General features: G+C 73.4%; 21 protein-coding genes. 14 read left to right on the top strand and 7 right to left on the bottom strand.

All coding sequences use genetic code 11. The features are described 5' to 3' along the window. Positions 1 to 191: 191 nt before the first annotated feature. The 6 genes from BLS67_RS05345 to BLS67_RS05320 form a co-directional block, all read right to left on the bottom strand. Entirely contained in the window at positions 192 to 1,265 is a 1,074-nt protein-coding gene (locus BLS67_RS05345; protein WP_091241068.1) for an IS3 family transposase, read from the bottom strand. Positions 1,266 to 1,912: 647 nt separating this feature from the next. Next, positions 1,913 to 2,926: a zinc-dependent alcohol dehydrogenase family protein gene (locus BLS67_RS05340; RefSeq protein ID WP_091241066.1), complete on the bottom strand. Its 1,014-nt coding sequence runs from the start codon at positions 2,924 to 2,926 to the stop codon at positions 1,913 to 1,915. Between the two features lie 2 nt (positions 2,927 to 2,928). Further along, positions 2,929 to 3,822, bottom strand: coding sequence for an alpha/beta fold hydrolase (locus tag BLS67_RS05335; protein ID WP_207500320.1), 894 nt, complete (start codon positions 3,820 to 3,822; stop codon positions 2,929 to 2,931). Further along, positions 3,819 to 5,066 (bottom strand): cytochrome P450, encoded by a 1,248-nt coding sequence (locus tag BLS67_RS05330; protein ID WP_091241062.1) that lies wholly within the window; start codon positions 5,064 to 5,066, stop codon positions 3,819 to 3,821. The genes BLS67_RS05335 and BLS67_RS05330 overlap by 4 nt, the downstream gene beginning before the upstream one ends. 58 nt (positions 5,067 to 5,124) lie before the next feature. Continuing rightward, positions 5,125 to 5,889, bottom strand: a complete 765-nt coding sequence (locus tag BLS67_RS05325) for an IclR family transcriptional regulator (protein ID WP_278247116.1) — start codon at positions 5,887 to 5,889, stop codon at positions 5,125 to 5,127. A 37-nt stretch (positions 5,890 to 5,926) separates the two neighbouring features. Next, the gene (locus BLS67_RS05320) at positions 5,927 to 6,631 is read right to left on the bottom strand and encodes an HD domain-containing protein (RefSeq protein WP_207500318.1); all 705 of its coding nucleotides are present in this window, start codon (positions 6,629 to 6,631) and stop codon (positions 5,927 to 5,929) included. A gap of 144 nt (positions 6,632 to 6,775) precedes the next feature. Here BLS67_RS05320 and BLS67_RS05315 point away from each other — a divergent pair, with 144 nt between their 5' ends. Continuing rightward, a complete protein-coding gene (locus tag BLS67_RS05315; protein WP_165617480.1) occupies positions 6,776 to 8,464 on the top strand; it encodes a phytoene desaturase family protein in 1,689 nt (562 codons plus the stop codon). A gap of 18 nt (positions 8,465 to 8,482) precedes the next feature. Here the strand turns inward: BLS67_RS05315 and BLS67_RS05310 are convergent, their stop codons facing one another. Next, positions 8,483 to 9,247 (bottom strand): IclR family transcriptional regulator, encoded by a 765-nt coding sequence (locus BLS67_RS05310; RefSeq protein WP_091241052.1) that lies wholly within the window; start codon positions 9,245 to 9,247, stop codon positions 8,483 to 8,485. A 106-nt stretch (positions 9,248 to 9,353) separates the two neighbouring features. Between BLS67_RS05310 and BLS67_RS05305 the strand changes: the two genes are divergently transcribed. Genes BLS67_RS05305 through BLS67_RS05245 form a run of 13 tightly spaced genes read left to right on the top strand, consistent with a single transcriptional unit; the run spans position 9,354 to position 24,079 of the window. Next, positions 9,354 to 9,893 (top strand): acetyl-CoA carboxylase biotin carboxyl carrier protein, encoded by a 540-nt coding sequence (locus tag BLS67_RS05305; RefSeq protein ID WP_091241049.1) that lies wholly within the window; start codon positions 9,354 to 9,356, stop codon positions 9,891 to 9,893. Then, a complete protein-coding gene (locus tag BLS67_RS05300) occupies positions 9,890 to 11,272 on the top strand; it encodes an acetyl-CoA carboxylase biotin carboxylase subunit (protein WP_091241045.1) in 1,383 nt (460 codons plus the stop codon). The genes BLS67_RS05305 and BLS67_RS05300 overlap by 4 nt, the downstream gene beginning before the upstream one ends. Further along, complete coding sequence (locus tag BLS67_RS05295) at positions 11,269 to 12,798, top strand: biotin carboxyl carrier protein (RefSeq protein WP_131801675.1); 1,530 nt, start codon at positions 11,269 to 11,271, stop codon at positions 12,796 to 12,798. Before BLS67_RS05300 ends, BLS67_RS05295 begins: the two co-directional genes overlap by 4 nt. Continuing rightward, positions 12,795 to 13,742 (top strand): HAD-IIA family hydrolase, encoded by a 948-nt coding sequence (locus tag BLS67_RS05290; RefSeq protein WP_091241040.1) that lies wholly within the window; start codon positions 12,795 to 12,797, stop codon positions 13,740 to 13,742. Before BLS67_RS05295 ends, BLS67_RS05290 begins: the two co-directional genes overlap by 4 nt. Before the next feature lies 1 nt (position 13,743). Further along, the gene (locus BLS67_RS05285) at positions 13,744 to 15,750 is read left to right on the top strand and encodes an acetoacetate--CoA ligase (RefSeq protein WP_091241011.1); all 2,007 of its coding nucleotides are present in this window, start codon (positions 13,744 to 13,746) and stop codon (positions 15,748 to 15,750) included. After that, positions 15,747 to 16,643 carry an amidohydrolase family protein gene (locus BLS67_RS05280; protein ID WP_278247108.1) on the top strand — a complete coding sequence of 299 codons (897 nt, stop codon included), beginning with the start codon at positions 15,747 to 15,749 and terminating at the stop codon, positions 16,641 to 16,643. The genes BLS67_RS05285 and BLS67_RS05280 overlap by 4 nt, the downstream gene beginning before the upstream one ends. A gap of 11 nt (positions 16,644 to 16,654) precedes the next feature. Next, positions 16,655 to 17,752, top strand: a complete 1,098-nt coding sequence (locus BLS67_RS05275) for a PEP/pyruvate-binding domain-containing protein (RefSeq protein ID WP_207500316.1) — start codon at positions 16,655 to 16,657, stop codon at positions 17,750 to 17,752. After that, entirely contained in the window at positions 17,749 to 19,608 is a 1,860-nt protein-coding gene (locus BLS67_RS05270; RefSeq protein ID WP_091241005.1) for a PEP-utilizing enzyme, read from the top strand. Before BLS67_RS05275 ends, BLS67_RS05270 begins: the two co-directional genes overlap by 4 nt. Positions 19,609 to 19,612: 4 nt before the next feature. Continuing rightward, complete coding sequence (locus tag BLS67_RS05265) at positions 19,613 to 20,377, top strand: SDR family NAD(P)-dependent oxidoreductase (protein ID WP_091241001.1); 765 nt, start codon at positions 19,613 to 19,615, stop codon at positions 20,375 to 20,377. A 10-nt stretch (positions 20,378 to 20,387) separates the two neighbouring features. Next, entirely contained in the window at positions 20,388 to 20,708 is a 321-nt protein-coding gene (locus BLS67_RS05260) for a 2Fe-2S iron-sulfur cluster-binding protein (protein ID WP_091240997.1), read from the top strand. 4 nt (positions 20,709 to 20,712) lie between these two features. After that, positions 20,713 to 21,981 carry an NAD(P)/FAD-dependent oxidoreductase gene (locus tag BLS67_RS05255; RefSeq protein ID WP_091240993.1) on the top strand — a complete coding sequence of 423 codons (1,269 nt, stop codon included), beginning with the start codon at positions 20,713 to 20,715 and terminating at the stop codon, positions 21,979 to 21,981. Then, positions 21,978 to 23,474 carry an aldehyde dehydrogenase family protein gene (locus BLS67_RS05250; RefSeq protein WP_091240990.1) on the top strand — a complete coding sequence of 499 codons (1,497 nt, stop codon included), beginning with the start codon at positions 21,978 to 21,980 and terminating at the stop codon, positions 23,472 to 23,474. The genes BLS67_RS05255 and BLS67_RS05250 overlap by 4 nt, the downstream gene beginning before the upstream one ends. Next, a complete protein-coding gene (locus BLS67_RS05245; RefSeq protein ID WP_091240986.1) occupies positions 23,474 to 24,079 on the top strand; it encodes an adenylate kinase in 606 nt (201 codons plus the stop codon). Before BLS67_RS05250 ends, BLS67_RS05245 begins: the two co-directional genes overlap by 1 nt. Positions 24,080 to 24,299 lie beyond the last annotated feature (220 nt).

Genomic DNA, 24,299 nt, shown 5'->3' with positions numbered 1-24,299 from the left:
TACCTGTAGCCGGTGTCCTAGTGCTCGACTGGAACCACCTCTCAGCACGTCGCGTCGACGCTCCGGAGCTTGACCCGGTTTCCCGGACAGATCGGGTGTGGTGATCATGCCGCGGTGAGGGCGGCGGTGTGAAGTGCTTCGTACTCGGCGGGGCTGCGGTAGCCGAGGGCTGAGTGGCGTCGGCGGGAGTTCTAGAAGCCTTCGATCCACTCGAAGATCGCCGACCCGAGTTCGGCGCGGGTGGACCAGTGGTGGCGGTCGAGCAGCTCGCGCTGCATGGTCGACCAGAAGCTCTCGATCATGGTGTTGTCCACGCTGGAGGCGACCCGGCCCATCGAGCCGAGCAGCCCGGCTGCGCGGAGTCGGTGGCCGAAGATCCAGGACGTGTACTGGGATCCGCGATCGGAGTGCACGATCGCCCCGGCCGTGGGCTTGCGTCGCCAGCGGGCTATCTCCAAGGCGTCGACGACCAGCTCGGTGCGCATGTGATCGGCGACCGACCAGCCCACGATCACGCGGGAGTAGGCGTCGATGACCGCCGCGCAGTAGACCTTGCCCTCGGCGGTGGGGTGCTCGGTGATGTCGGTGGCCCACAGTCTGTCGGGGCCATCGGCGGTGAACTGGCGGCGCACCAGGTCCTCGTGAACGGCCGGCAGCGGCCCTACGCGGCGGTGCTTGCGCCGGTGGCACACCCCGACCAGGCCGGCGGCGCGCATGAGCCGGGCGACCCGCTTGCGGCCGCACGCCTGGCCCAGTCCCAGGCGCAGTTCGGCGTGCACCCGCGGCGCCCCGTAGGTCGCCCTCGAGCCGGCATGGATCTGGCTGATCGTGGTGGTCAGCTCGGCGTCGGCGACCGCCCGCGCCGACGGTGGCCGGCCCAGCCACTCGTAGAACCCCGACCGGGACACACCCAGCACCCGGCAGGTCACCGCGACGGGCACCCGTCTGCGGCCAGCTCGCTGACCAGCCGGAACGCTATTTTGGGTCTGGCAGCACCTCGCGGGCGAAGTAGCCGAGGCTCGCTTGAGGATCTCGATCTCCATCTTCGCCACCCGCAGCTCCCGGCGGAGCCGGACCAGTTCGGCGTGCTCGTCGGTGGTGGTGCCCTCGGTGCGGCCGGCATCGACGTCATCGACCTTCATCCAGCGGCGCAGGCACGACTCGGCGATGCCCAGGTCGTGGGCGATCTCGCGGATCGGCTTCTCGCGCAGCCGGGCCAGCTCCACCGCTCGACGGCGGAACTCAGCAGGCTTGGGTGCAGGCATCCAGGACTCGTCTTAGGCCCTCCCGCGCCATCACTCCAACCGGGCGATCACACCCACTCGACCAACGTCCCCGGTCAGTACATCTAGATGCTGGTTCCATATCCCCCGGATACGCCGAACGTGCAGCTCAGAGCCCCGCAACGTCTTTAGATGCCCGACGGACCTCCTGAGTTCAAGTCCCCCCTCGGACACTCAAAAGCCCAGCTCAGGCGCCTGCGCCACCGTCTCGTGATACCCCGGTGATACCAATCTTGCTCTGAGGGCCGTCTTCAGCTCGCTGTCGAGCCAGCTCCACGATCAGCGAGATCACCCACGCCCACCGTCGTGGGATGAGACGGACGGGCTCGATCAAGTGCGTCCTGACAGCCACCTGACCTGTACGTATGGCTGGCCGACGGCTGCGACGACGTCGTTCGGCGCAGGCTCGTACGACTGCCTTCGCTGCTCGTGCCGTTCACGCGCGAGATCAGGAGGGCCTTGCAGCGGGGACCTGAAGTCCCCCCTCGCACACTCACCAACGAGCCCAGGACTGCTCCCGCGGATCCGAGCGGGTAGGTGCGCGATGACGGCGAGGGCCGACGTCCCCCGGCGGCGCACGAGCAGAGGTCCGATGAGCTCAGGTACGACGGCCGCCTGGCCCCGGCCGGTCAGGGACGCAGCAGGACCTTGATGGCCCGCCGCTCGTCCATCGCCGCGTAGGCCTCGGCGACCTCCGCCAGCGGCAGGGCCAGGTCGAAGACCCGCCCGGGGTCGATCTCCCGCCGCCACACCAGGTCCAGCAGGTGCGGCAGGTACGCACGGACGGGCGCCGGCCCGCCCCGCACGCCCTTGTTCGCCCAGAACATCTCCTCGGTGGGCAGGTCCCCGTGCGGCACCCCGACCAGGCCGACCATGCCGCCCGGACGGGCGCAGGCCACGGCCTGGGCCCGGGCCTCCTCCGTGCCGACGCACTCCAGGACGCAGTCGGCACCGATGCCGTCGGTGAGCTCCCGGACGGCGGCCAGGCCGTCGGCGCCCCGCTCGGCGACGACGTGGGTGGCACCGAACTCGCGGGCGAGGGCCTGCCGGTCGGCGTGCCGGCTCATCGCGACGATCGTTGTCGCACCGAGCTGGGCGGCGGCCAGCACGCCGGACAGGCCGACCGCGCCGTCCCCGACCACCACGACCGAGCTCCCGGCCTGCACGCCCGCGCAGACGGCGGCGTGCCAGCCGGTGCACATGACGTCGGACAGCGCCAGCAGGCTCGGCACGAGGTCGTCGTCGGGCTGGCCGGGGGTGGCCAGCAGCGTGCCGTCGGCGTTCGGGACCCGGATCACCTCGGCCTGGCAGCCGTCGTAACCGCCCCCGTGCAGGCAGTTCGCCTGCTGACCGTGACGGCAGACGGAACAGGTGCCGTCCGAGTGCAGGAAACCGCCGACGACGAAGTCGCCGGGCGCGACCGTGGTGACGGCATCGCCCACGGCCTCGACCACGCCGACGTACTCGTGCCCGATCGGTCGCGGTGCGGGCACCGCGGCGATGCCCCGGTACTTCCAGAGGTCGGACCCGCACACGCACGTGGCGACGGTGCGGACGACGGCGTCGGTGGGTGCGGTGACGGCCGGGTCGGGCCGGTTCTCCAGCCGGACGTCACCGGGACCGTGGATGACTGCGCCGCGCATGGTCACGATCCTGCCCGCTCCCACAACCGGAGGACGGCGTCGGCCACCGCGTCGGGCGCCTCGAGCGGGACGAAGTGGCCGGAAGCCGGCACGTGGGTGAGCGCGACGTCGGAGTACCACTCCCCCAGCCGGTCGGACCACTCGGCCGGGAACAGCGGGTCCTGACCAGGCCACACCACCTCGACGGGCACCTGCACGCGGTCCTCGGGCGCGGGCCCGGTCTCGGCGCCGGCGCCGGCCGCGCTGCCGACGCGGGAGCGGTACCAGCCGACCGAGGCGGAGAAGGCCCCCGGCCGGCCGTAGCGGTCGACGAGGCGGTCGAGGTCGGCGCCCGGGAGGTCGAAGCCCTCGCCGGACCAGTGCTGCCAGATGTGGCCGAGGTAGGCCCGGACGGCGTCCGGGTGCCCGTCGAGGAGGTCGTCGGACAGCGGCAGCCGGTGCAGGGTCTGGTACCAGAACTCCCGCTGCACCGCGGGCGCCAGCATCCGCTCGGCGGCGCCGGGCAGGGGCGGCGTCAGCACCGCGCCGAGCACCCGCCCGGGCGCGGTGGACAGCAGGTGCTGCACGAGGCGGCTGCCGATGTCGTACCCGACGAACCAGGCCGACGGCACCCCCAGGTGGTCCAGCAGACCCAGCACGCTGCGCACCTGCGCCTGCGCCGAGTACCCCTCGACCGGCGCGACGGCGTGCCGGTCGGAGTCGCCGAACCCGCGCAGGTCGGGGACCACCAGACGTGCCCGCCCCTCGAGCAGCGGGACGACCGACCGGTAGTCCGTCCGGTCACCGGGCCAGCCGTGCAGCAGCACGACGGTCCGCTCCTTCGACGCCGCCCCGTGCACGTCGACGGCGAGGCGGAACCCGTCGACCGGTGGGGTGCGGAGGGTCTCCCGGCTCACCAGGAGACCGGGACGGCGACCGGCGCCCGCATGGAGATGCTGTCGGGGAACTCGACCTCGTCGGGCGCGACGGCCAGCCGGAGACCGGGCAGCCGCCGGGCGATCTCCCGCAGCGCGATGCCGGACTGCAGCTTGGCCAGCTTGTTGCCCAGGCAGAAGTGGATCCCGTAGCCGAACGCGAGGTGCTCGCGGGCGTTGGTCCGGGTGATGTCAAAGGTGTCCGGGTCGGAGAACTGCTCGGGGTCGCGGTTGGCCGACCCCATCAGCAGGAGCAGCTCGGCGCCCTCCGGGATCGGCGTGCCGGCGACCTCGGCGTCGCGGATGGCCAACCGTCGCCAGGCGACGATGGAGGGGCTGGTCCGCAGCACCTCCTCGATCGCGCCGTCGGCCAGCGACGGGTCGGCCACCAGCCGGTCCCACTGGTCGCGGTGGGTGAGCAGCATGCGGGCGGCGTTGCCGAGCAGGGTGGTGGTCGTCTCGTGGCCGGCGAACAGCAGGCTGTAGCAGACCGAGGCGATCTCGTGGTCGGTCAGCGCGTTGTCCGGGGTGGTCTCCTGGGCACGGACCAGGTCGCCGACCAGGCTGTCCGGCGAGGTGGCGTGCGCCTGCGCGACGAGCTCCTGGCAGGCGTCCCAGTAGTCGACCAGGTGCCGGGCGTGCGGGACCTGCTCCTGCTCGGTCAGGTTCCCCCAGGTCATCAGCGACCGCGACAGCGACCACTGCTTGAAGTCGTCGACCCGGTGCTCGGTGTCCACGCCGAGCAGGCTGAGGATGGACAGCACGGGTAGGTGGTTGGCGAAGGCCTCGACGAAGTCCGCCCCGGTCGCCGGGCCGGCGGTCATCTCGTCCAGCAGGGCGTCGACGTGACCGGCGATGGTTGACTCCAGCGCCTTGTAGCGCCGTGGCGTGAAGGCCGCACCGGCGGCCTTGCGGATGCGGGTGTGGTCCGGGGGCACCCGGGCCGACAGACCGGAGTACGCGGTGAACCCGCCCTCGTCGAGCACCGCCTGCGCCGCCGGTGCCCGCGGGGTGACCGGGCGCTGCGCGTTGGCGCTGCTGAAGGACTCCCAGTCACCGAACACCGCCCGCACGTCGCGGTACCGGCTGATCACCCAGTACCCGGTGCGCTCGTCGCGGAAGACCGGCTCGGCCTCGCGCAGCCGCGCGTAGGCAGGGAACGGGTCCTGCTGTGCGAAGGGCTCGTAGCCCTGGTGGGCGACGGGGCACCCGGTGGTGACGGCCATGGACGGAGTGTGACCGGCGCCATGCGCGCCCCGTGCGCCGTCCTTCCGCGATGCGGAATCAGACCTCGGGCTGGGCCTCGAACGCGGCGACCACCGCACGGGCGTGCGGCCAGCGGACCGCGTCCACCGCCATGGCCGCGGCCGCGTGGCGCAGCACCGGGAGGTGCTCCCGGAGCCGCCGGGCGTCCGGTGCGGCCGCGACCAGACCCACCGCCGCCACCGCGTAGCCGGTGCCGACGACGACCGGGACGGCGAGGGCGGCGGTCCCGACCCGCGCCTCCTCCACGCTGAGGGCGAACCCTTCCCGCCGGACGACGGCCAGCTGGTCGTCGAGGGCGCCGGAGTCGACCTGGGTCGCCCGCGTGGGGGCGGCCAGCGTGCCGGTCAGGTAGCCCGACCGGATCCAGGGTTCCTCGAAGGCGAGCATGACCTTGCCGGTGGCGCAGGCGTGCAGGGGCATCCGGGTACCCGGCCGGCTGGGCGAGCCGGCCTGCGCCGGGCCGTGGACGACGTCGATGAGCAGCGAGTGCCCGGCGTCGCGGATGGCCAGCTGCGCCGGCCGGCCGGTCTGCCGGAACAGCTCGGCCAGGTGCGGGCGGGCGCTCTCGCGCACCTCGCGGCCGGCGTTCTGGGCGACCTTCCACAGCCGGCGGCCCAGGCGCAGCTGCCCGTCCGGTTCGCGGCGCAGCACATCGGCGACCAGCAGGTCGGCCACGATGCGGTGGGTCGTGGTGAGGGGCAGCCCGGCATGGCGGGCGAGCTCGGTCAGCCCGAAGGAGGCCCGGCCCCCCTCGAAGGCCGACAGCACGTCCATCGCCTTCACCACCGCGGTGCGCGCCGGTCGGGGCCGGCGCGGCCGCTCAGTCGAGGGCACGTCGCTGCGGGCTGGTGTCCACCCAGCCCACGGCGCTCAGCGCCCACGCCATCGACCGGGCTTCGGCGGTGAACAGGTGGCCGTGGACGCGGCTGGCATTGATGGCCAACGACTCCTCCCGGGTCAACCCGAACCAGTCCATGATCGTGTCGACCCCGCGAGGGGTGACCCGCCACAGCCGGTCGGCGTCCTTGAGGATGGCGTCCTCGATGCTGGTCGCCTCCTTCCGGGTGTCGTGGCCGTCGATGATGGCGCAGATGGTGTCCACCCGGACGGCGGGGACGTCGAGGCGGCCCAGCACCTCCCGGGAGATCCGGGCGCCCTCCACCTCGTGCCTGCGCACCGTGGCGAAGGACTCGGCGCTGCTGGACCAGGTGCCCGGTGCCAGCGCGGCCATGATCTCGGGGATCGGCACGGTGGACCACCCGCTGTCGTGCAGGATGATCCCGGGGAGGACGACGTCGGGGTCGGCCTCCGGGTGGGCCTCCAGCAGGGCCCGCGCCAGCCCGTAGGCGTAGATGGTGTGGACGTCGTTGTCGCGGTGCCGCAGGTAAGGCAGGGCCAGGTCCCAGACCGCCTCGTCGGCCGGCCGCATGCCGGGGAGGCCGACGTCGGGCCCGAGCGGGGGCACCACGCCGTCGGGCAGGGCGTGGCCGAGGTCGTTGCGGTCGGGCAGCAGTCGGGGCAGCACCCGGTCAGTGCATCGCACGGACGCCGCCGGTCCCGCACCCGTCTTCCGCAATGCGGAAGAGCAGCGGGGCGCGGGACCGGTCGGTGCCGCAGTGTCACCTGTCACATGCACCGACGACGGGCGGTAGCCCGGCAGGAGGACCACGTGACGGTCTCAGCGAGGTACGACGCGGTCGTCGTGGGCGGAGGGCACCACGCGACGATCATCGCCCCCTACCTGGCGCGCGCCGGGCTCTCGGTCGCGGTGTTCGAGGGCAGCGGGCGGCTGGGCGGGTCGGCCAGATCCGGCAGCGGCCCGCTGCGGGGCTACCGGATGAACAACTACTCGCACTGGACCCGGTTCTACTCCCACCCGGCCTACAAGGACTTCGACCTGTACGAGGAAGGCCTGCGGTACGAGTTCCCCGAGGGCAACGAGGCGATGGTCTTCGACGACGGGTCCTCCTTCGTCGGCTGGTCGGCCTACAAGGTCGTGGACGCCTACGGCACCCAGGAGCCCTGGCCGGAGGGGGTGCGCCGGACCGAGGAAGCCATCCGCCGCTTCTCCGACGCCGACGCCGACACCTACCTGCGCATCCACGAGGCCTACGCCGCGAGCTGGAAGAGCGCCTTCGGCCGGCACCGCTACACCACCCCCCCGGCGTGGGGCACCCCCGACGCCCTCGAGCAGCTGCTGGTCGACGGCGGCCTGCTCGAACCGGTCCACCAGTTCATGACGGTCAAGCAGCTGGCCTACGACTTCTTCGAGTCCGACGAGCTGCGCACCCTGTTCCTGCGCGCGGCGACCACGTCAACCGGATGCTACGGGGACGACGTGCCCGGCCTGCAGGGGCTGGTGCACGTGCTGGCCCTGACCCTCTCCCTGGAGCCGGCTGCGGTGGCGATCGGCGGCACCCAGGCCATCACCGACGCCCTGGTCGCGGCCGGACGCCGGCGCGGCGTGGAGTACCACACCCACGACGCCGTCGCCCAGGTCCTCGTCCGCGACGGCCGAGCCTCCGGGGTGCGGCTGGCGTCCGGGGACACCGTGGCCGCCGACGTGGTCGTCAGCGCCGTCGGCCTGCCGCAGACGCTGCTCGACCTGACCCCCGACGTGGCGCTCTCCCGGCGCACCCGCAACCGGCTGGCTAACGTGCACTACGACCGCGGCCAGCTGCTGTGGATCAACGTGGCCGTGCACGAGCCCCCGGACTACGCCGCGTTCACCGGCGACCCGGCGATCGGGCCGCAGCCCCGGCTGTACTGGGGCCCCAAGGACCCCGACTGGCTGGCCACCCGCTACCAGGCCGAGATCATGACCCGCGGGCACTCCAGCCGGTTCTTCGCCCTCAGCAGCACCGACACGCTGTGGGACCCGGGCCGGGCGCCGCAGGGCCGGCACCTGGTGGGTGTGGAGGAGTTCTGCGCCCCGCTGCGGTTCTTCGACCGGGAGGCCTGGCAGCGCATCGAGCGCGACACCGAGGCCCTGCTGCGGGAGTCCTGGCCGCGGTACGCCCCGAACATGACCGCTGACAACATCGAGTCCGTCCGGATCACCACCCCGCGCGACGTGCTGGCGACCCACCCCGACATGCACGAGGGCGGCTACAGCCAGGGCTCCACGATGGCCAGCCAGCAGGGCCGGTTCCGGCCCGTCCCCGAGCTGTCGGGCTACCGCACCGTGCTGCCCAACCTCTACAACTGCTCGTCGTCGATGCACTCGGGCTCGGGGATCGGCCGGGGCAACAGCCTCAACTGCTGGCGGACCATCGCCGCCGACCACGGGCTCGACGCCGACGCGGTGGTCACCGCGCCCTCGGCCCCGGCGGCCGCGGAGCCGGCGCTGCAGGCCTGACCGCGTCGACCGGGGGTGTCAGTCGCCGTCCAGGCGGCGCTCCCGGTCGACGATGGCCGCACCGATCGCGGCCGCGCAGCGCTGCAGCGGCTCGACGGCGGTGCGCAGGGACGCGTCCAGCGGTGCGACCAGCCCCACCGCGGCCACCACGTGCCGGCCGCTGAACACCGGTACGCCCAGGCCCGTGGTCGACACCCGGTGCTCCTGCCGGCTGGGCGCCAGACGCGTGCGCCGGATCTCGGCGAGCTGCGTGCGCATCACCCGGGGGTCGGTGATCGTGTAGGGGGTCACCGGCGCCAACATCTGCAGGGCCTGCGCCACCAGCTGCTCGTCGGCGAAGGCCAGCAGCGCCTTGCCCACGGCCGTGCAGTGCAGCTCCAACCGGCCACCGGGCTGGTGCCGGGTGGGCAGGGTCCGGGAACCGGAGATCCGGTCGACGACGAGCGCGCCGATCCCGTCCAGCACGGCCACGTGCGCCGTGTGGCCGGTGAACGCCACCAGGTCCTGCAGGTGCGGCAGCGCCGTCTCGCGCAGCGCGGTGGGACGCGACAGCTGACCCAGGTGCCACATGCGCGCACCGACCTCGAACCTGCCGTCGGGACGCCGGGCGACCAGGCGACCGTCCACCAGGTCCTGCAGCCGGCGGTGCGCCGTGGCCACGGGGACGCCGGCCCGCCGCGCCACCTCCGACATCGACAGCACCCGGTGCTGCTCGTCGAACGCGTCCAGCAGCCGCAGCGCACGGAAGGCCACCGACTCACCGGGTGCACTGCGGACGACCATGTCGCGGACTCGCTTTTCAACAGATGAGAAGACTGCTGGGCGGCGAGCGTAGCTCCCGTCACAGTCTCGTCGTGAGGCCGATCACCCCCCGCACCGGAGGAGCCGCGTGAGCAGGGACAACGGACCGACGTCCGGCACGACCCAGCAGGTCTGCTGGGAGGACGTCCTGGAGCTGGTCACCCGCCTGGACGGGTCAGGGTTCGCCGACGCCGAGATCACCCTGGACGGCGTCACCGTCCGGGTGTCGCGCACGGCGCTGCCGACCGCGCCGGGCGCCCCCACCCCGGCCCCGGCCGCACCCGTGGCACCCGCGGCGGACCCCGCTCCCGCTGCCGCCCCCGCGGCCGCCGCTCCGGCCGCCGTCGGCCCGGTCGCCGCCGTCCCGGCCCCCGCCGACACCTCGCACCTGGTCGAGGTCACCGCGCCCATGCTGGGCGTCGCCTACCTGCGCCCCGCGCCGGACGCCGCGCCCTTCGTCGCGGTCGGCGACACCGTGCAGGCCGACACCACCGTCGCGGTCCTCGAGGTCATGAAGCTCATGACCAACGTGTCCGCCGGGGTCGCCGGCCGGGTCGCCGAGGTCTGCGTGGTCGAGGGGTCCATGGTCGAGCACGGCGCGGTGCTGCTGCGGGTGGAGCCGGCATGACCCGCGTGCTGGTGGCCAACCGCGGCGAGATCGCTGTGCGCGTGGTCCGGGCCTGCCGCCGCCTGGGCTTCGAGGTCGTCGTCGCGGTCAGCGCGGCCGACCGCGACAGCCTCGCCGCGCGGCTGGCCGACCGCGCCGTCTGCATCGGTCCGGCCGACCCGGGCCGGTCCTACCTGCGGCCTGAGCTGCTGGCCCAGGCCGCCGTCTCCGTCGGGGCCGACGTCGTGCACCCCGGTTACGGGTTCTGCAGCGAGAAGCCCGAACTGGGTGAGCTGCTGGCCGAGGAGGGCATCGCGTTCGCCGGTCCCCGGCCCGAGACCCTGCGCGCGGTCGGGGACAAGTCCTCCGCCCGCCGGGAGGCCATCGCCGCCGACGTCCCGGTGTCCCCCGCCGAGGACGTCGCCGACCTGGCCGCGGCGCACGCCGCCGCCGACCGGATCGGCTACCCCGCCCTGCTCAAGGCGGTGCACGGCGGTGGCGGTCGCGGCATCCACCTCGTTCGGGAGCCGGCCGACCTGGACCGGACCTTCGACCTGGCCGCCGCGGAGGCCCGCGCCGGGTTCGGGGACGGCGCGCTGTACCTGGAGCGCTACTACGCCGACGCCCGGCACGTCGAGGTGCAGGTCTTCGGCGACGGCGAGGGCGGCGTCCTGGTCGCCGGGGACCGGGACTGCTCCGTGCAGCGACGTCACCAGAAGGTGCTGGAGGAGGCCCCGGCGCCGGGGCTGTCCCCCGCGACCCGTGCGCTGCTGCACGACAGCGCCGCACGTCTGGCCCGCCACCTGCGCTACACCGGCGCGGGCACCGTGGAGTTCTTGGTCGACGACAGCGCCGGGGCCGACCCGGCGACGGTGGTCTTCCTCGAGGTCAACGGCCGCATCCAGGTCGAGCACCCGGTCACCGAGGAGCTGTTCGGCATCGACCTGGTCGCCGCGCAGCTGCTGCTCGCCGCGGGCCTTCCCACCGGTCTGCCCGAGTCGCTGCCCGAGCCGCACGGGCACGTGGTCGAGTGCCGGGTCACCGCCGAGGACGCGTGGGTGGGCTTCCGCCCCTCGCCCGGCCGCATCACCGCGGTGGTCTGGCCGGCCGGACCCGGAATCCGGGTCGACACCCACACCACCGACGGGTACCTCTTCCCGCCCTTCTACGACAGCCTGCTGGGCAAGCTCGTCGTCCGGGCCCACGACCGCACTGCGGCCCTGGACGCCATGGCCGCCGCGCTCGGCAACGCCCGGGTCGACGGCATCGCCACCACGCTGGACTTCCTGGACTGGCTGGTCGCCCAGCCCGACGTCCGCCGCGGCGGGGTCACCACCCAGTGGTTGGACCGGGTGTGGCCCGAGGTCGCCGGGGCCCGGACCGCGGTCGGTGCGGCATGAGCGCCCGACGCACGGTGCGGTTGCTCGACACCAGCCTGCGGGACGGCAACCAGTCGCTGTGGGGCGCCGCCGGCCTGACCACCGGCATGGTCGAGGCGGTCGGCCCGCACCTGGAGGCCGCCGGCCTGGACGCGCTGGACTTCACCTCCTCCACCCACCTGTCGGTGGGCGTGCGCTGGCACCGCGAGGACCCGTGGGAGCGGATCAGCCGGATGGCCGCGGTCACCCCCGGCACCCCGCTGTCCCTGATCACCACCGGCATGCGCTTCATGTCCTGGGACCGCTCACCGGTGAGCGTGATGCGGATGTCGATGCGCGCGCTGGCCGAGGCGGGGCTGCGCCGGCTGCAGATCGCCGAGCCGATGAACGACACCGCGGCCACGCTCGCGGTGGCCGCGCTGGCCAAGGAGGAGGGCATCGAGCAGGTCGTCGCCGCGGTGACCTTCACGGTGTCACCCGTCCACGACGACTCCCTCTACGCCGCCGCCGCGAAGGTGCTGGCCGCCGACCCGCTGATCGACCGGGTGTACCTCAAGGACCCCGGCGGCCTGCTCACCCCCGAGCGCACCGCTCAGCTCATCCCCGAGCTGCGGGCCGCCGTCGGCGACGGCGTGCTGGAGCTGCACAGCCACTGCACCACCGGGCTCGCGCCGCTGGTGTACGTGGTGGCCGCCCAGCACGGCGTGGACGTGCTGCACACCGCCCTCGGCGCGCTGGCGAACGGCACCAGCCAGCCCGACGCCCTGCGGTTGGTCGACAACCTGGCCGCGGTCGGCATCGACACCGACGTGGACACCGCGGCCCTCCGTCGCGCCGCCGCGGTGGTCGACCGGATCGCGCAGGTGCAGGACCTGCCACCGGGCCGGCCCACCGAGCTCGACCTGGCCTACCAGCAGCACCAGATCCCCGGCGGGATGATGGGCACGCTGCGCCGGCAGCTGGCCGAGCGCGGCCAGGCCGACCTCCTGCCGCACGTGCTCGAGGAGGTCGGGCAGGTCCGCGAGGCGCTCGGCTGGCCGATCATGGTCACGCCCTACAGCCAGTTCATCGGCACCCAGGCCGTGCTCAACGTGCTGGCCGCCCAGCACGGCGAGGACCGCTGGTCGCGGATGCCCGACGAGGTGCTGCGCTACCTGCTGGGCCACTTCGGGACGCCGCCCGGCCCGGTCGACCCCGACGTCGCGCAGCGGGCCGCCGACCTGCCCCGCACCCGCGAGCTGGACCGGCCGCAGGCCGAGCCCACCGTGGCCGAGCTGCGCTCCACGGTCGCCCGCCAGCTGGGCCGCGACGACGTCCCCGATCGCGAGGTCCTGCTGCGCACGGTGCTGCCCGCCGACCAGCTCGACGTGATGGCCGCCGCCGGGCCCGCCCCCGCCTGGCAGCCGGACCGGCAGCCGGTGACCTCCGGCCTGGACTTCGTCCGGGCGGCGTCCGAGCTGCCGCACTGGCGCTCCCTCGACATCACCCTCGGCCACGAACGCATCAGCCTGCGCCGCGGCGCACCTGGAGGAGGACAGGCGCGATGACCACAGCACCCGACCAGCACCGCAACGGGCACGTCCCAGCGCCCGACCTGCCCGACCGGCTGCGCGCCGTGCGCGGGGTGGTCTTCGACATCGACGGCTGCCTCGTCCTCGGGGACAAGCCCGGTGGCCACGGCGGCCGGGCGCTGCCCGGGGCCGTGGACGCCGTCGCCGCCATCCGCGCCACCGGGCGACCGGTGGTGGCCTTCACCAACGGCAGCAGCCAGGTCCCGGCCGACATCGCCGCCGGGCTGCGGCTGCAGGGCTTCGACCTGGCCGACGACGAGGTCCTGACCCCGGCGGTGGTCGCCGCCGAGGTGCTCGCCGAGCGCTACGGGGACCAGCCGGTGCTGGTCTTCGCCGGCCCGGGCCTGGTCGACGTCGTCGCGGCCGCCGGGGTGGTGCTGGCCGACCCCGACCGGCCCACCGACGCCGCGGCCGTGCTCGTCGGCTGGGACGTCGGGTTCACCCGTGACCGGTTGCAGGCGGCGGCCGAGGCCATCTGGAACGGCGCCCCGATGCTGGTCGCCAGCGATGCCCGGCGCTTCGCCTCGGCCAGCAAGCCCATGGCCGGGGTCGGCGGGTTCATCGCCCAGGGCCTGTCCTACGTGACCGACACCGAGTACGAAGTGCTCGGCAAGCCCTCCGACACCGCCATGCTCGTGGCCGCGCGGCGCTTGGGCGTCGCGCCGGCCGACGTCCTGGTCGCCGGGGACGACCTGCGGCTGGAGGTCTCGATGGCCCGCCGCGCCGGTGGCGTGGGGGTCCTGGTGACCACCGGCGTGCACGGCCGCGTCCCCGTCGGCGAGATCGCGGCCGACCAGATGCCCGACCTCGTCGTCGACGCGCTCTCCGAGCTCAGCGCCCGCATGCTGCTGGCCGACGCAACGGCCAGCGACCCGGTGAACGCCCCGACCGCCCTGCCCGCCGACCGGGTGGGGGCGTGAGGTGAGCCCCCACCCGACCCCGGTCCGCACCGGCCAGGTGCTGCGCACTCCCCCCACGGACGTCCTGGACCGCAGCCGCGTGGGCGCGTTCCTGCGCTGGCTGGACGAGCACCGCGGGGTGCGCCTGGGCACCCACGCAGAGCTGCACGCGTGGTCGGTCGGCGACCTTGAAGGGTTCTGGTCCGCCGTGTGGGAGCACTTCGACGTGCGGGCCCACCACCCCTACGAGCAGGTGCTCGCCGACCGGTCGATGCCCGGCGCCCGCTGGTTCACCGGCGCGACGCTCAACTACGCGGAGCACGCGCTGCGGCACGACGCCGACCCCGACCGGGCCGTCGTCCTCGGCCGGTCGCAGACCCGGCCCGACGTCGACCTCACCGCGGGCGAGCTGGCCGACCAGGTCGCGCGGGCGCGGGCCGCGCTGGTGCAGCTCGGGGTGCGGGCCGGTGACCGGGTGGCCGCCTACCTGCCCAACGTGCCCGAGGCAGTGGTGGCGTTCCTGGCCACGGCCAGCCTGGGGGCGGTCTGGGCCGCCTGCGCGAGCGAGTTCGGCCCGCGCAGCGTGGTCGACCGGCTCGCCCAGGTCGAACCGGTCGTCCTGCTCGTCGCCGGGGGCTACCGGTACGGGGCGCGCGACGTGCCCCGCACCGAGCAGGTCGCCGAGGTGGCGGCCGCGCTGCCGACCGTGCGGCACGTCGTGGACATCGAGTACGGGGACTGGCGGGTGCCCGCGGCCCTGTCGTGGCCCGGTCTGCTCGCCGAGCAGGAGGGGGCCACCCCGGACTTCGCCCCGGTCCCGTTCGACCACCCGCTCGTCGTGCTGTTCTCCTCGGGCACCACCGGCGCACCCAAGGCCATCGTGCACGGGCACGGCGGGGTCCTGGTCGAGCATCTGAAGAACCACGCCCTGTCCTGGGACATGGGTCCGGGTGACCGCATGCTGTGGTTCACCACGACCGCCTGGATGATGTGGAACTCCCTCGTCTCCTCGCTCCTGGTCGGGGCGTCGATCGTGGTGGTCGACGGGAACCCGACGCACCCCGACCTCGGGTGGCAGTGGCGGCTGGCGGAGGAGACCCGGGCCACCGTCATGGGTGCCAGCCCCGGCTTCGTGATGGCCTGCCGCGCCGCCGGGCTGACCCTCGACGCCGGCCGGCTGGCGGTGCGCGTGGTCGGGTCGGCCGGCGCCCCGCTCCCGCCGGAGGGCTCGGTCTGGCTACTGGACCAGCTGGGGCCCGACGTGCTCCTCGTCGTCGGCTCGGGCGGCACGGATGTCTGCTCGGGGATCGTGCAGGGCAACCCGCTGCTGCCGGTCCTGGCCGGGGAGATCTCCGGCCGCTGCCTGGGCGTCGACGCCCACGCCTTCGATCCCGACGGGCGGCCGCTGGTCGACGAGCTCGGTGAGCTGGTCATCACCGCGCCCATGCCCTCCATGCCGGTCGGCTTCTGGGGCGACGAGGACGGCAGCCGGTACCGCGCCACCTACTTCGACACCTACCCCGGCACCTGGCGCCACGGCGACTGGGTCCTGTTCCACGCCGACGGCAGCTGCTCCGTCGCCGGCCGTTCCGACGCCACCCTCAACCGCGGCGGCGTCCGCCTGGGCACCGCGGAGTTCTACCGCGTGGTCGAGGAGCTCGACGGCGTCGAGGACTCCCTCGTCGTCCACCTCGAGGACCCGGCGGGCGGGACCGGGGAGCTGATCCTCTACGTGGTCACCGCCCCCGGCAGGGCCCTGGACGAGGAGCTGCGCGCCACCATCACCTCGGCCCTGCGGTCGGCGCTCTCGCCCCGGCACGTCCCCGATCAGGTGACGGTGGTGCCCGCCGTCCCGCGCACCCTCACCGGCAAGAAGCTCGAGCTGCCGGTCAAACGGATCCTGCAGGGCGCGCCGGCCGACAGCGTCGTCAGCCGCGACGCCCTCGCCGACGCCACCGCCCTGACCCCCTTCCTCGACCTCGCCCGGGCCCGTGCCCTGGCCGTGCAGACCGCAGGCAGCACCCGGTGACCGTCTACCGCCCGGCCATCGATCCGGACGCCATCAGCGCCCTCGACGTCCACGTGCACGTCGAGCAGGACGACGCGGGCTGCCTGTCGCTGTCCCAGGACCTCATGGACGCCTCGGCGGCCTACTTCCGGTCCAGCGACAACCGGGTGCCCACCGTCGAAGACCTGGCCGCCCGGTACCGGGCCGCCGGCATGGCGGCGGTGGTCTTCACCATCGACGCCGCGACGGCGACCGGGCACCCCGCCCTGTCCAGCGAGGACATCGCCGCCCGGTGCGCCGAGCACGCCGACGTGCTCATCCCCTTCGGCTCGGTGGACCCCCACCGCGGGACCGCCGCCGTCGAGCAGGCCCGCCGGCTGGTGCTGGAGTCGGGGGTGCGCGGGTTCAAGTTCCACCCCAGCCTGCAGGCCTTCAGCCCCGACGACACGCGCTTCTACCCGCTGTGGGAGGAGCTGCAGTCCCTCGGGGTGCCGGCCCTGTTCCACACCGGCCAGAACGGCATCGGCGCGGGCCTGCCCGGGGGTGCCGGCATCAAGCTGCGCTACTCCCAGCCCCTGCTGCTCGACGACGTCGCCGCGGACTTCCCGCACCTGACGGTGATCCTGGCGCACCCGTCGGTGCCCTGGCAGGGCGAGGCCATCTCCATGGCCACCCACAAGTCCAACGTGCACATCGACCTGTCCGGGTGGTCACCGAAGTACTTCCCGCCCGAGCTGGTCCGGGCCATCGGCGGGCAGCTGAGGAAGAAGGTGCTCTTCGGCAGCGACTACCCGCTGATCAGCCCCGAACGCTGGATCGAGGACTTCCGCACCCTCGGCGTCAAGGAATCGGTCCTGCCCGGCGTCCTCAAGGACAACGCGCTCACCCTGCTCGACCTCGTCAACGGCGAATGAGGAGAACACCCGTGCCCCGCCCCCCGTCCCCCTACGTCCAGTTCTTCGACGACCCCACCGAACCGGTGCTCGAGCTGCTCGGCGGGAAGTGCGCCTCCCTGGTCTCGATGACCGCCGCCGGGATGCCCGTCCCGCCCGGCTTCGCCGTCACCACAGCGGCCTACGACACCTTCCTGGACCGCTCCGGCATCGGGGCGGAGATCCGCACCCGGCTGGCCGGGCTGGACCCGGCAGACGTGCGCTCCGTCGACGAGGCCTCGACCGCCATCCAGGAGCTTGTCTGCACCACCCCGGTGCCCGATGACGTGCGGGCCGACGTGCAGGCGGCCTTCGAGCAGCTGCAGGCCGCCTTCGCCGAGCCCGTCGCGGTGGCCGTGCGGTCCTCGGCGACCGCGGAGGACCTGCCGGGCGCCAGCTTCGCCGGCCAGCAGGACACCTACCTGTGGCTGCACGGCTTCGACGCCGTCGGCCAGCACATCCGGTCCTGCTGGGGCTCGCTGTACACCAGCCGGGCCATCCTCTACCGGCTCCGCAACGGCATCGCCGACGACGGCTTGTCGATGGCCGTGGCCGTGCAGAAGATGGTCAACGCCCGGGCGGCCGGCGTCGCGATCACCATGAACCCCACCACCGGCGACCGCTCGAAGATCACCATCGACGCCTCCTGGGGCGTCGGCGAGATGGTGGTCAGCGGCCAGGTCACCCCGGACAACCTGCTGGTCGACAAGGTGATGCTGTCGATCGTCTCGGAGACCGTCGGCGCCAAGCACGCCGAGCTGGTCCCGGACACCGACGGCCGCCGGCTGGTCGAGCGGGACGTCGACCCCGACCGCCGCGCACGCCGGTGCCTCACCGACGCCGAGGTCCTCGCCGTCGCGGCGATGGCCAAGCGGGCCGAGCGGCACTACCGCTGCCCGCAGGACGTCGAGTGGGCCCTGGACGCCGACCTCCCGGCCGGGCAGGACCTCCTGCTCCTGCAGTCCCGCCCCGAGACCGTGCACAGCAACGCCGCACCGACCCGCCCCGCCCCGGCCGCACCCGCGGCAGCACCGACCGCCATCAACCTCTCGGCGATCACCGCCGGCTTCACCACCAGGAGTGCGTCATGACCGTCACCGAGCCCACCCCCTCCGCGGCCGCCGAGCCCGCCGCCGCCCCGGCGCTGAAGTCCTTCCCCAGCCCGTCGGAGCTCACCGTCCCCGAGGGCGCCGAGGGCTGGGACGCGCTGTTCCCGTACAACCTGCTGTTTGCCAACACGCCCGACAGCGACGAGCGGTTCTGGTTCTGCGACAGCCAGCACTGGCCCACGGCGTTCAAGCCCTACGAGACGATCGGCGCGGAGTTCGCCTGCAAGACGTTGAGCCAGTACAACACCCGGCACCTGCTCATCCCGCCGGCCAACGGCATCGACTACAAGATCCACCTGGGCTACCTCTACATGAGCCCGGTCCCGGTGCCGCCTGAGGAGATCCCGGGCCGGGTGCCGGAGTTCGAGCAGCGCGTCGGCCACTACTTCCAGAACTGGGACAGCCTGCTCGACGAGTGGCGGGTCAAGGTGCGCGACACGATCGACGAGATGGAGGGGCTGTCGTTCCCCGCGCTGCCGGACATGGTGCCGCTGGCCGACATCCACTCGGGCAAGGGCCTGGACGGGTCCGAGGTGCTGATCGCGAACTTCGACCGGCTGATCCAGCTGTGCTACCAGAACTGGCAGTACCACTTCGAGTTCCTCAACCTGGGCTACCTGGCCTACCTGGACTTCTTCACCTACGCCAAGCAGGTCTTCCCCGGCATCCCCGACCTGGCGATCGCCCGGATGGTGCAGGGCGTGGACATGGAGCTGTTCCGGCCCGACGACGAGCTCAAGAAGCTCTCGCTGCTGGCCGTGGAGCTCGGCCTGCAGGCCGCCTTCGCCGACACCGCCGACGTCGAGGGCACCCTGTCCGCGGTCGCGGCCCTCCCGCGCGGCGAGGAGTGGCTGGACGCGTGGACCGCCGCCCAGGACCCGTGGTTCAACTTCACCGTCGGCAACGGGTTCTACGGTCACGACAAGTACTGGAGCGAGCACCTGGACATCCCGCTGGGCTACGTCGCCGACTACATCCGGCGCGTCGAGGACGGGCAGGAGATCATGCGGCCCGTCGACGCCCTGGTGGCGGAGAAGGAGCGCATCGTCGAGGAGTACCGCGAGCTGCTCGACGGCGACGAGCTGGCCACCTTCGACGCCAAGCGCGGTCTGGCCGCCACCGCCTACCCCTACGTCGAGAACCACAACTTCTACATCGAGCACTGGACGATGGGCGTCTTCTGGCGCAAGACCCGCGAGCTGTCGGACCTGTTCGTGCAGGCCGGGTTCTGGGCGGAGAACGCCGACATGCTCTACCTGGACCGCGGGGAGGTCCGCGAGGCGCTGTTCGACCTGATCAGCGGCTGGGCCGTCGGCGTCCGCTCGACCGGCCCGCACTACTGGCCGGCGGAGATCGAGCGCCGCCGGGTGATCTTCGACGCGCTTGAGACCCAGCGCCCGGCCCCGGCGCTGAACACCCCGCCCGCCGAGATCACCGAGCCCTTCACCCAGATGCTGTGGGGCATCACCACCGAGCAGGTGCAGCAGTGGCTGGCCGGCGACGAGGACGCCAGCGGCGGCATCACCGGCATGGCCGCCTCCCCCGGCGTCGCCGAGGGCCGGGCGCGGGTGGTGCACCGCGCCGATCAGCTCGGCGAGGTGGAGGAGGGCGAGATCCTCGTCGCGACGATCACCGCGCCGTCCTGGGGACCGATCTTCGGCAAGATCGGCGCGGCGGTCACCGACATCGGCGGGATGATGAGCCACGCGGCGATCGTCTGCCGGGAGTACGGCCTGCCCGCCGTCACCGGCACCGGCAGCGGGACGACGACGATCCGCACCGGGCAGCTCCTGCGCGTCGACGGCGGCACCGGCCGCGTCGAGATCCTGGAGGGCTGACCGGGTGAGCTCCCCCGACACCGGGGCCGCCGGCCGCACGGTCCTCGTGACCGGCGCGGCCGGCGGGCTCGGCCGGGCCTTCGCGCTCGGCTTCGCCGACCGCGGCTACCGGGTCGCGGTGGCCGACGTGCAGGCCGAGGGCGTGGCCGAGACCGCCGACCTGGTCCGCGGGCGCGGCGCGGCGGCCTGGCACGGCCGGCTGGACGTCACCGACCCCGCCTCGGCCGCCGAGGTGGCGGCCGCGGTGGCCGACTTCGGCGGCGGGGTGGTCGACGTCCTGGTCAACAACGCCGCCGTCTACGCCACCCTGCGCCGCGCCCCGGTCGAGGAGATCGACCCCGACGAGTGGGACCGGGTCATGGCGGTCAACCTCAAGGGCCCCTGGCTGATGGTGCGGGCGTTGAGCCCGCACCTGCCCGAGGGCGGCCGGGTGGTCAACCTGGCCTCGGCGACGGTCTACAGCGGCTCGGAGCAGTGGGCGCACTACGTCGCCTCCAAGGGCGGCGTCATCGCCCTGACCCGGGTGATGGCCAAGGAGCTGGGCCGCCGGTCCATCACGGTCAACGCCATCGCGCCCGGGTTCACCCTCACCGAGGCCAGCCTCTCGGTGATGCCCGACGCCGAGACCTACGGGGTGTCCCGCGGTGCGCTCCGGCGCGCCAGCCAGCCCGAGGACGTCGTCGGCGCCGCCCTGTTCCTCGCCGGCCCCGACGCCGGCTTCATCACCGGCCAGACCGTCGTCGTCGACGGCGGCCGCCAGTTCATCTGAGGAGGCACCCGTGCCCACGATCACCTACACCGACGCCGACGGCCAGACCCGCGACGTCCAGGCCACCCCGGGCGACTCCGTCATGGAGACCGCCGTGCGCAACGGGGTCCCCGGCATCGTCGCCGAGTGCGGCGGGTCGTTGTCCTGCGCCACCTGCCACGTGTTCGTCGACGAGGAGGACCTCGCGACGTTGCCCCCGGTGTCGGACATGGAGGACGAGATGCTCTACGGCACCGCCGTGGACCGGGAGGACACCTCCCGGCTGTCCTGCCAGATCCGGGTCGTCGACGGCCAGGACCTGCACGTCACGACACCCGCCACGCAGGTCTGACCCGGTGAGCGGTCTGCTCGTCGTCGGCTCCTCGCAGGCCGGGGTGTCGCTGGCGACCTCGCTGCGCGCCCTCGGCCACGAGGGGCCGATCACCCTGCTCGGCGACGAGCGGCACCGGCCCTACCAGCGCCCGGCGCTGTCCAAGGAGTGGCTGCAGGGCACGGTGACCTCGGAGTCGCTGCTGTTCCGCAGCGACTCCTACTGGCCCGAGCACGGCATCGACCTGGTGAAGGGCGAACGGGTCATCCGGGTCGACAAGGCCGACGACGGTTCCGGAGTCGCGCACTCGATGTCCGGCGCGCAGTTCGCCTTCGACCGGCTCGCCCTCGCCGTCGGGGCCCGCCCCCGCCGGCTGGTCATGGAGGGCACCGACCTGCCCGGCGTGCTGTACCTCCGCAACGCCGACGACGCGCTCGAGCTCAAGGCCCGGCTGCCCGACGTGCGCGACGTCGTGGTCATCGGCGGCGGCTTCATCGGCATCGAGGCCGCCGCGTCGCTGACCACCCTGGGCCGCTCGGTGACCCTGGTGGAGGCCGCTCCCCGGCTCGTCGCGCGTGCGGTCGGTGAGCAGACCTCGGCCCACCTGCTGGAGCACCACCGGTCCACCGGCATCGAGGTCCTGCTGGGGACCTCGGTCCGTCGCATCACCGCACGCAGTGACCACGTCGGCGGCGTCGAGCTCGCCGACGGCCGGGTGCTGCCCGCCGACCTGGTGCTCGTCGGCGTCGGCGTCGTGCCCAACACCGGGTTGGCCGAGTCGATCGGGCTCAACTGCGCCGACGGCGTCCTCGTCGACGAGACGGCGGTGGCCTCCGACGGGCACACCATGGCCATCGGGGACTGCGCCAACCAGCCCAACCCCATGCCGGGGGCACCACCCGGCGACCGGGTGCGCTTCGAGAGCGTCAACAACGCCATCGAGCAGGCCAAGGTCGCCGCCTACGCGATCACCGGCCGCCGGGAGGAGTACGCCGGCATCCCCTGGTTCTGGTCCAACCAGGGAGCCGTCAAGCTGCAGATCGCCGGGCTGTCGACCGGGCACGACCGCACGCTGGTGCGCCGCGACGCGGGCAAGGGGAAGCAGTCGGTCCTCTACTACCGCGGCGAGCGGCTGCTCGCCGCTGACTGCATCAACTCCCCGCTGGACTTCCTCGCGGTCAAGGCCGCCCTCTCCAAGGGCCTGGCCATCCCGTTCGTGGCGGCCGCGGACCCGGCCGTGCAGCTCAAGGCCGTCACCCAGCCGGCGCCCGTCCCGGTCGGCACCGCGCGATGACCCTTGCCCGGACCCCTGCCCGCACCCGCCCCGCCACCCGGTGGACCCACGTCGACGACCTGTACGTCGACGGGCGCTGGGTGCCGTCCAGCTCGTCGGCCCGGCTCCCGCAGGTCGACCCCGCCACCGGGGAGCACTGGGGCTCGGCACCGGACTGCTCGCCGGCGGACGTCGACACCGCGCTGCAGGCCGCCCACCGGGCCTTCACCTCCGGGCCGTGGCCGGCCACCACCCCCGCCCAGCGGGCCGAGCTGCTTCGCCGGGCCGCCGACCACCTCGAGGCGTCCGCCGAGCAGCTCGCGCTGACGACCACGCGGGAGAACGGGTCGCCCATCAGCGAGACCCGCGGCGCGGCGGCCAACGCCGCCGGCATCCTGCGGCACGTCGCCGGTCTCGCACCCTGGCTCGCCCAGGACGACGTGCGGCCCTTCCCCGCCGGCGGAGCGGAGACCGTCGTCCGCCGCGACCCGGTCGGGCCCTGCGTGCTCATCGCGCCGTGGAACTTCCCGATCAACCTCATGGTCGTCAAGCTGGCCCCGGCACTGCTCGCGGGCTGCACCGCGGTGCTCAAGCCGGCACCGAGCACCTCGCTGTCGATCCGGTTCGTGGTCGAGGCCCTCGCAGCCGCGGGAGCCCCGCCCGGGGTGGTCAACCTGGTCACCGGCGGCGGGGAGGCGGGCGACCACCTCGTGCGCCATCCGCGGACGGCGAAGGTCGCCTTCACCGGCTCGACCCCCGTCGGCCGACGCATTGCCGCGACCTGCGGCGAACTGCTGCGTCCGGTGACCCTGGAACTGGGCGGCAAGTCCGCAGCGGTCGTCCTGCCCGACGCCGACCTGGACGCCGTCGCGGGCGTGCTGATCCGCAGCTGCCTGCGCAACACCGGGCAGACCTGCTACATCTCCACCCGCATCCTGGCCCCCGCGGAGCGCTACGACGAGGTGGTCGACATGGTTGCCCGCACGGTCGCCGCCGCCCCGCAGGGCGACCCGCTCGACGAGGACACCGTCTTCGGGCCGATGGCCTCGAGGGCCCAGTTCGACGCGGTCCTGGCACACCTGGACCGCGCCCGCGCCGACGGCGCCCGGGTGGTCCTCGGCGGCGCTCCGGTCGAGGGCGTCCCAGGGTGGTTCGTCCAGCCGACCGTGCTGGCCGACGTCACCCCCACCATGGCGATCGCCCGCGAGGAGGTGTTCGGGCCGGTGGTGACGGTGCTGCGCTACGGCGACGTCGACGAGGCGGTCGCCCTGGCCAACGACAGCGACTTCGGCCTCGGCGGCATCGTGTTCGGCCGCGACTCCGCCGTTGCGCAGTCGGTCGCCGAGCGCATCGATTCCGGGTCCGTCGGCATCAACTTCTTCGCCTCCAACCACGCGGCCCCCTTCGGCGGACGGCACGACTCCGGCCTCGGCGTCGAGTACGGCATCGAAGGGCTGGCGCAGTACGTGACCTACAAGTCCGTCCACCGGCGACTCGACGAGGTGTCCACCTGATGCGGGTCGTGCTGCTCGGTCCCCCTGGTGCCGGCAAGGGCACCCAGGCCCAGGTCGTTGCCCGCCACCTCGGCGTGCCGGCGATCTCCACCGGCGACGTGTTCAGGGACCACGTCAGCGGTGGCACCGAGCTCGGTCGCCGTGCCCGGGCGTGCGTGGACGCGGGCGACCTGGTGCCGGACGAGCTCACCGTGGCCATGGTCCGCGACAGGCTGGCCTCGCCCGACGCCGGCGACGGGTTCGTGCTCGACGGCTTCCCGCGCACCGTCCCCCAGGCCGAGCAGCTCCGGGCGCTCCTGGCCAAGACCGACCTGGCCCTCACCAGCGTGGTCGAGCTCCTCGTCGACACCCAGGAACTGGTGCGCAGGCTGTCCACCCGGGTCGTGCTCGTCGACGGTCGGCCGTCCCGACGGGAGGACGACGACCCGGACACCGTCCGCCACCGGTTGACCGTCTACGAGACGCAGACGCGGCCCGTGTCCGACTGGTACGCGGCGCAGGGATTGCTGACCCGGGTCGTCGCCGAGGGCCCCGTCGACGACGTCACCAGCGACGTCGTCGCAGTGCTGGAGGCGGTGCGGACGGGGGGCGCCGTCGGCCGGTAAACCGATGGAGCCCTCGATGCACTCGTCGACACCACCCTTTGTGATACTGATCTTGATACTTCCGGTCAGGTATCAGGGAGCACCTTGACGTACGTGGATGCCGGCTCTCCATTCAGCTGACGTGCCGAAACCGCAGCTCAGACCACCACAGGGCATCCAGATCCCTGCCGGACCTCCTGAGTTCAAGTCCCCCCTCGGACACTTCAAACCCCAGCTCAGC

Origin of the sequence: Klenkia soli (genome assembly GCF_900103975.1) — a bacterium.
Lineage (GTDB): Bacteria > Actinomycetota > Actinomycetes > Mycobacteriales > Geodermatophilaceae > Klenkia > Klenkia soli.
Note: the sequence above shows the minus strand (reverse complement) of the source record. Positions and strands in the feature narration are given on the sequence as shown.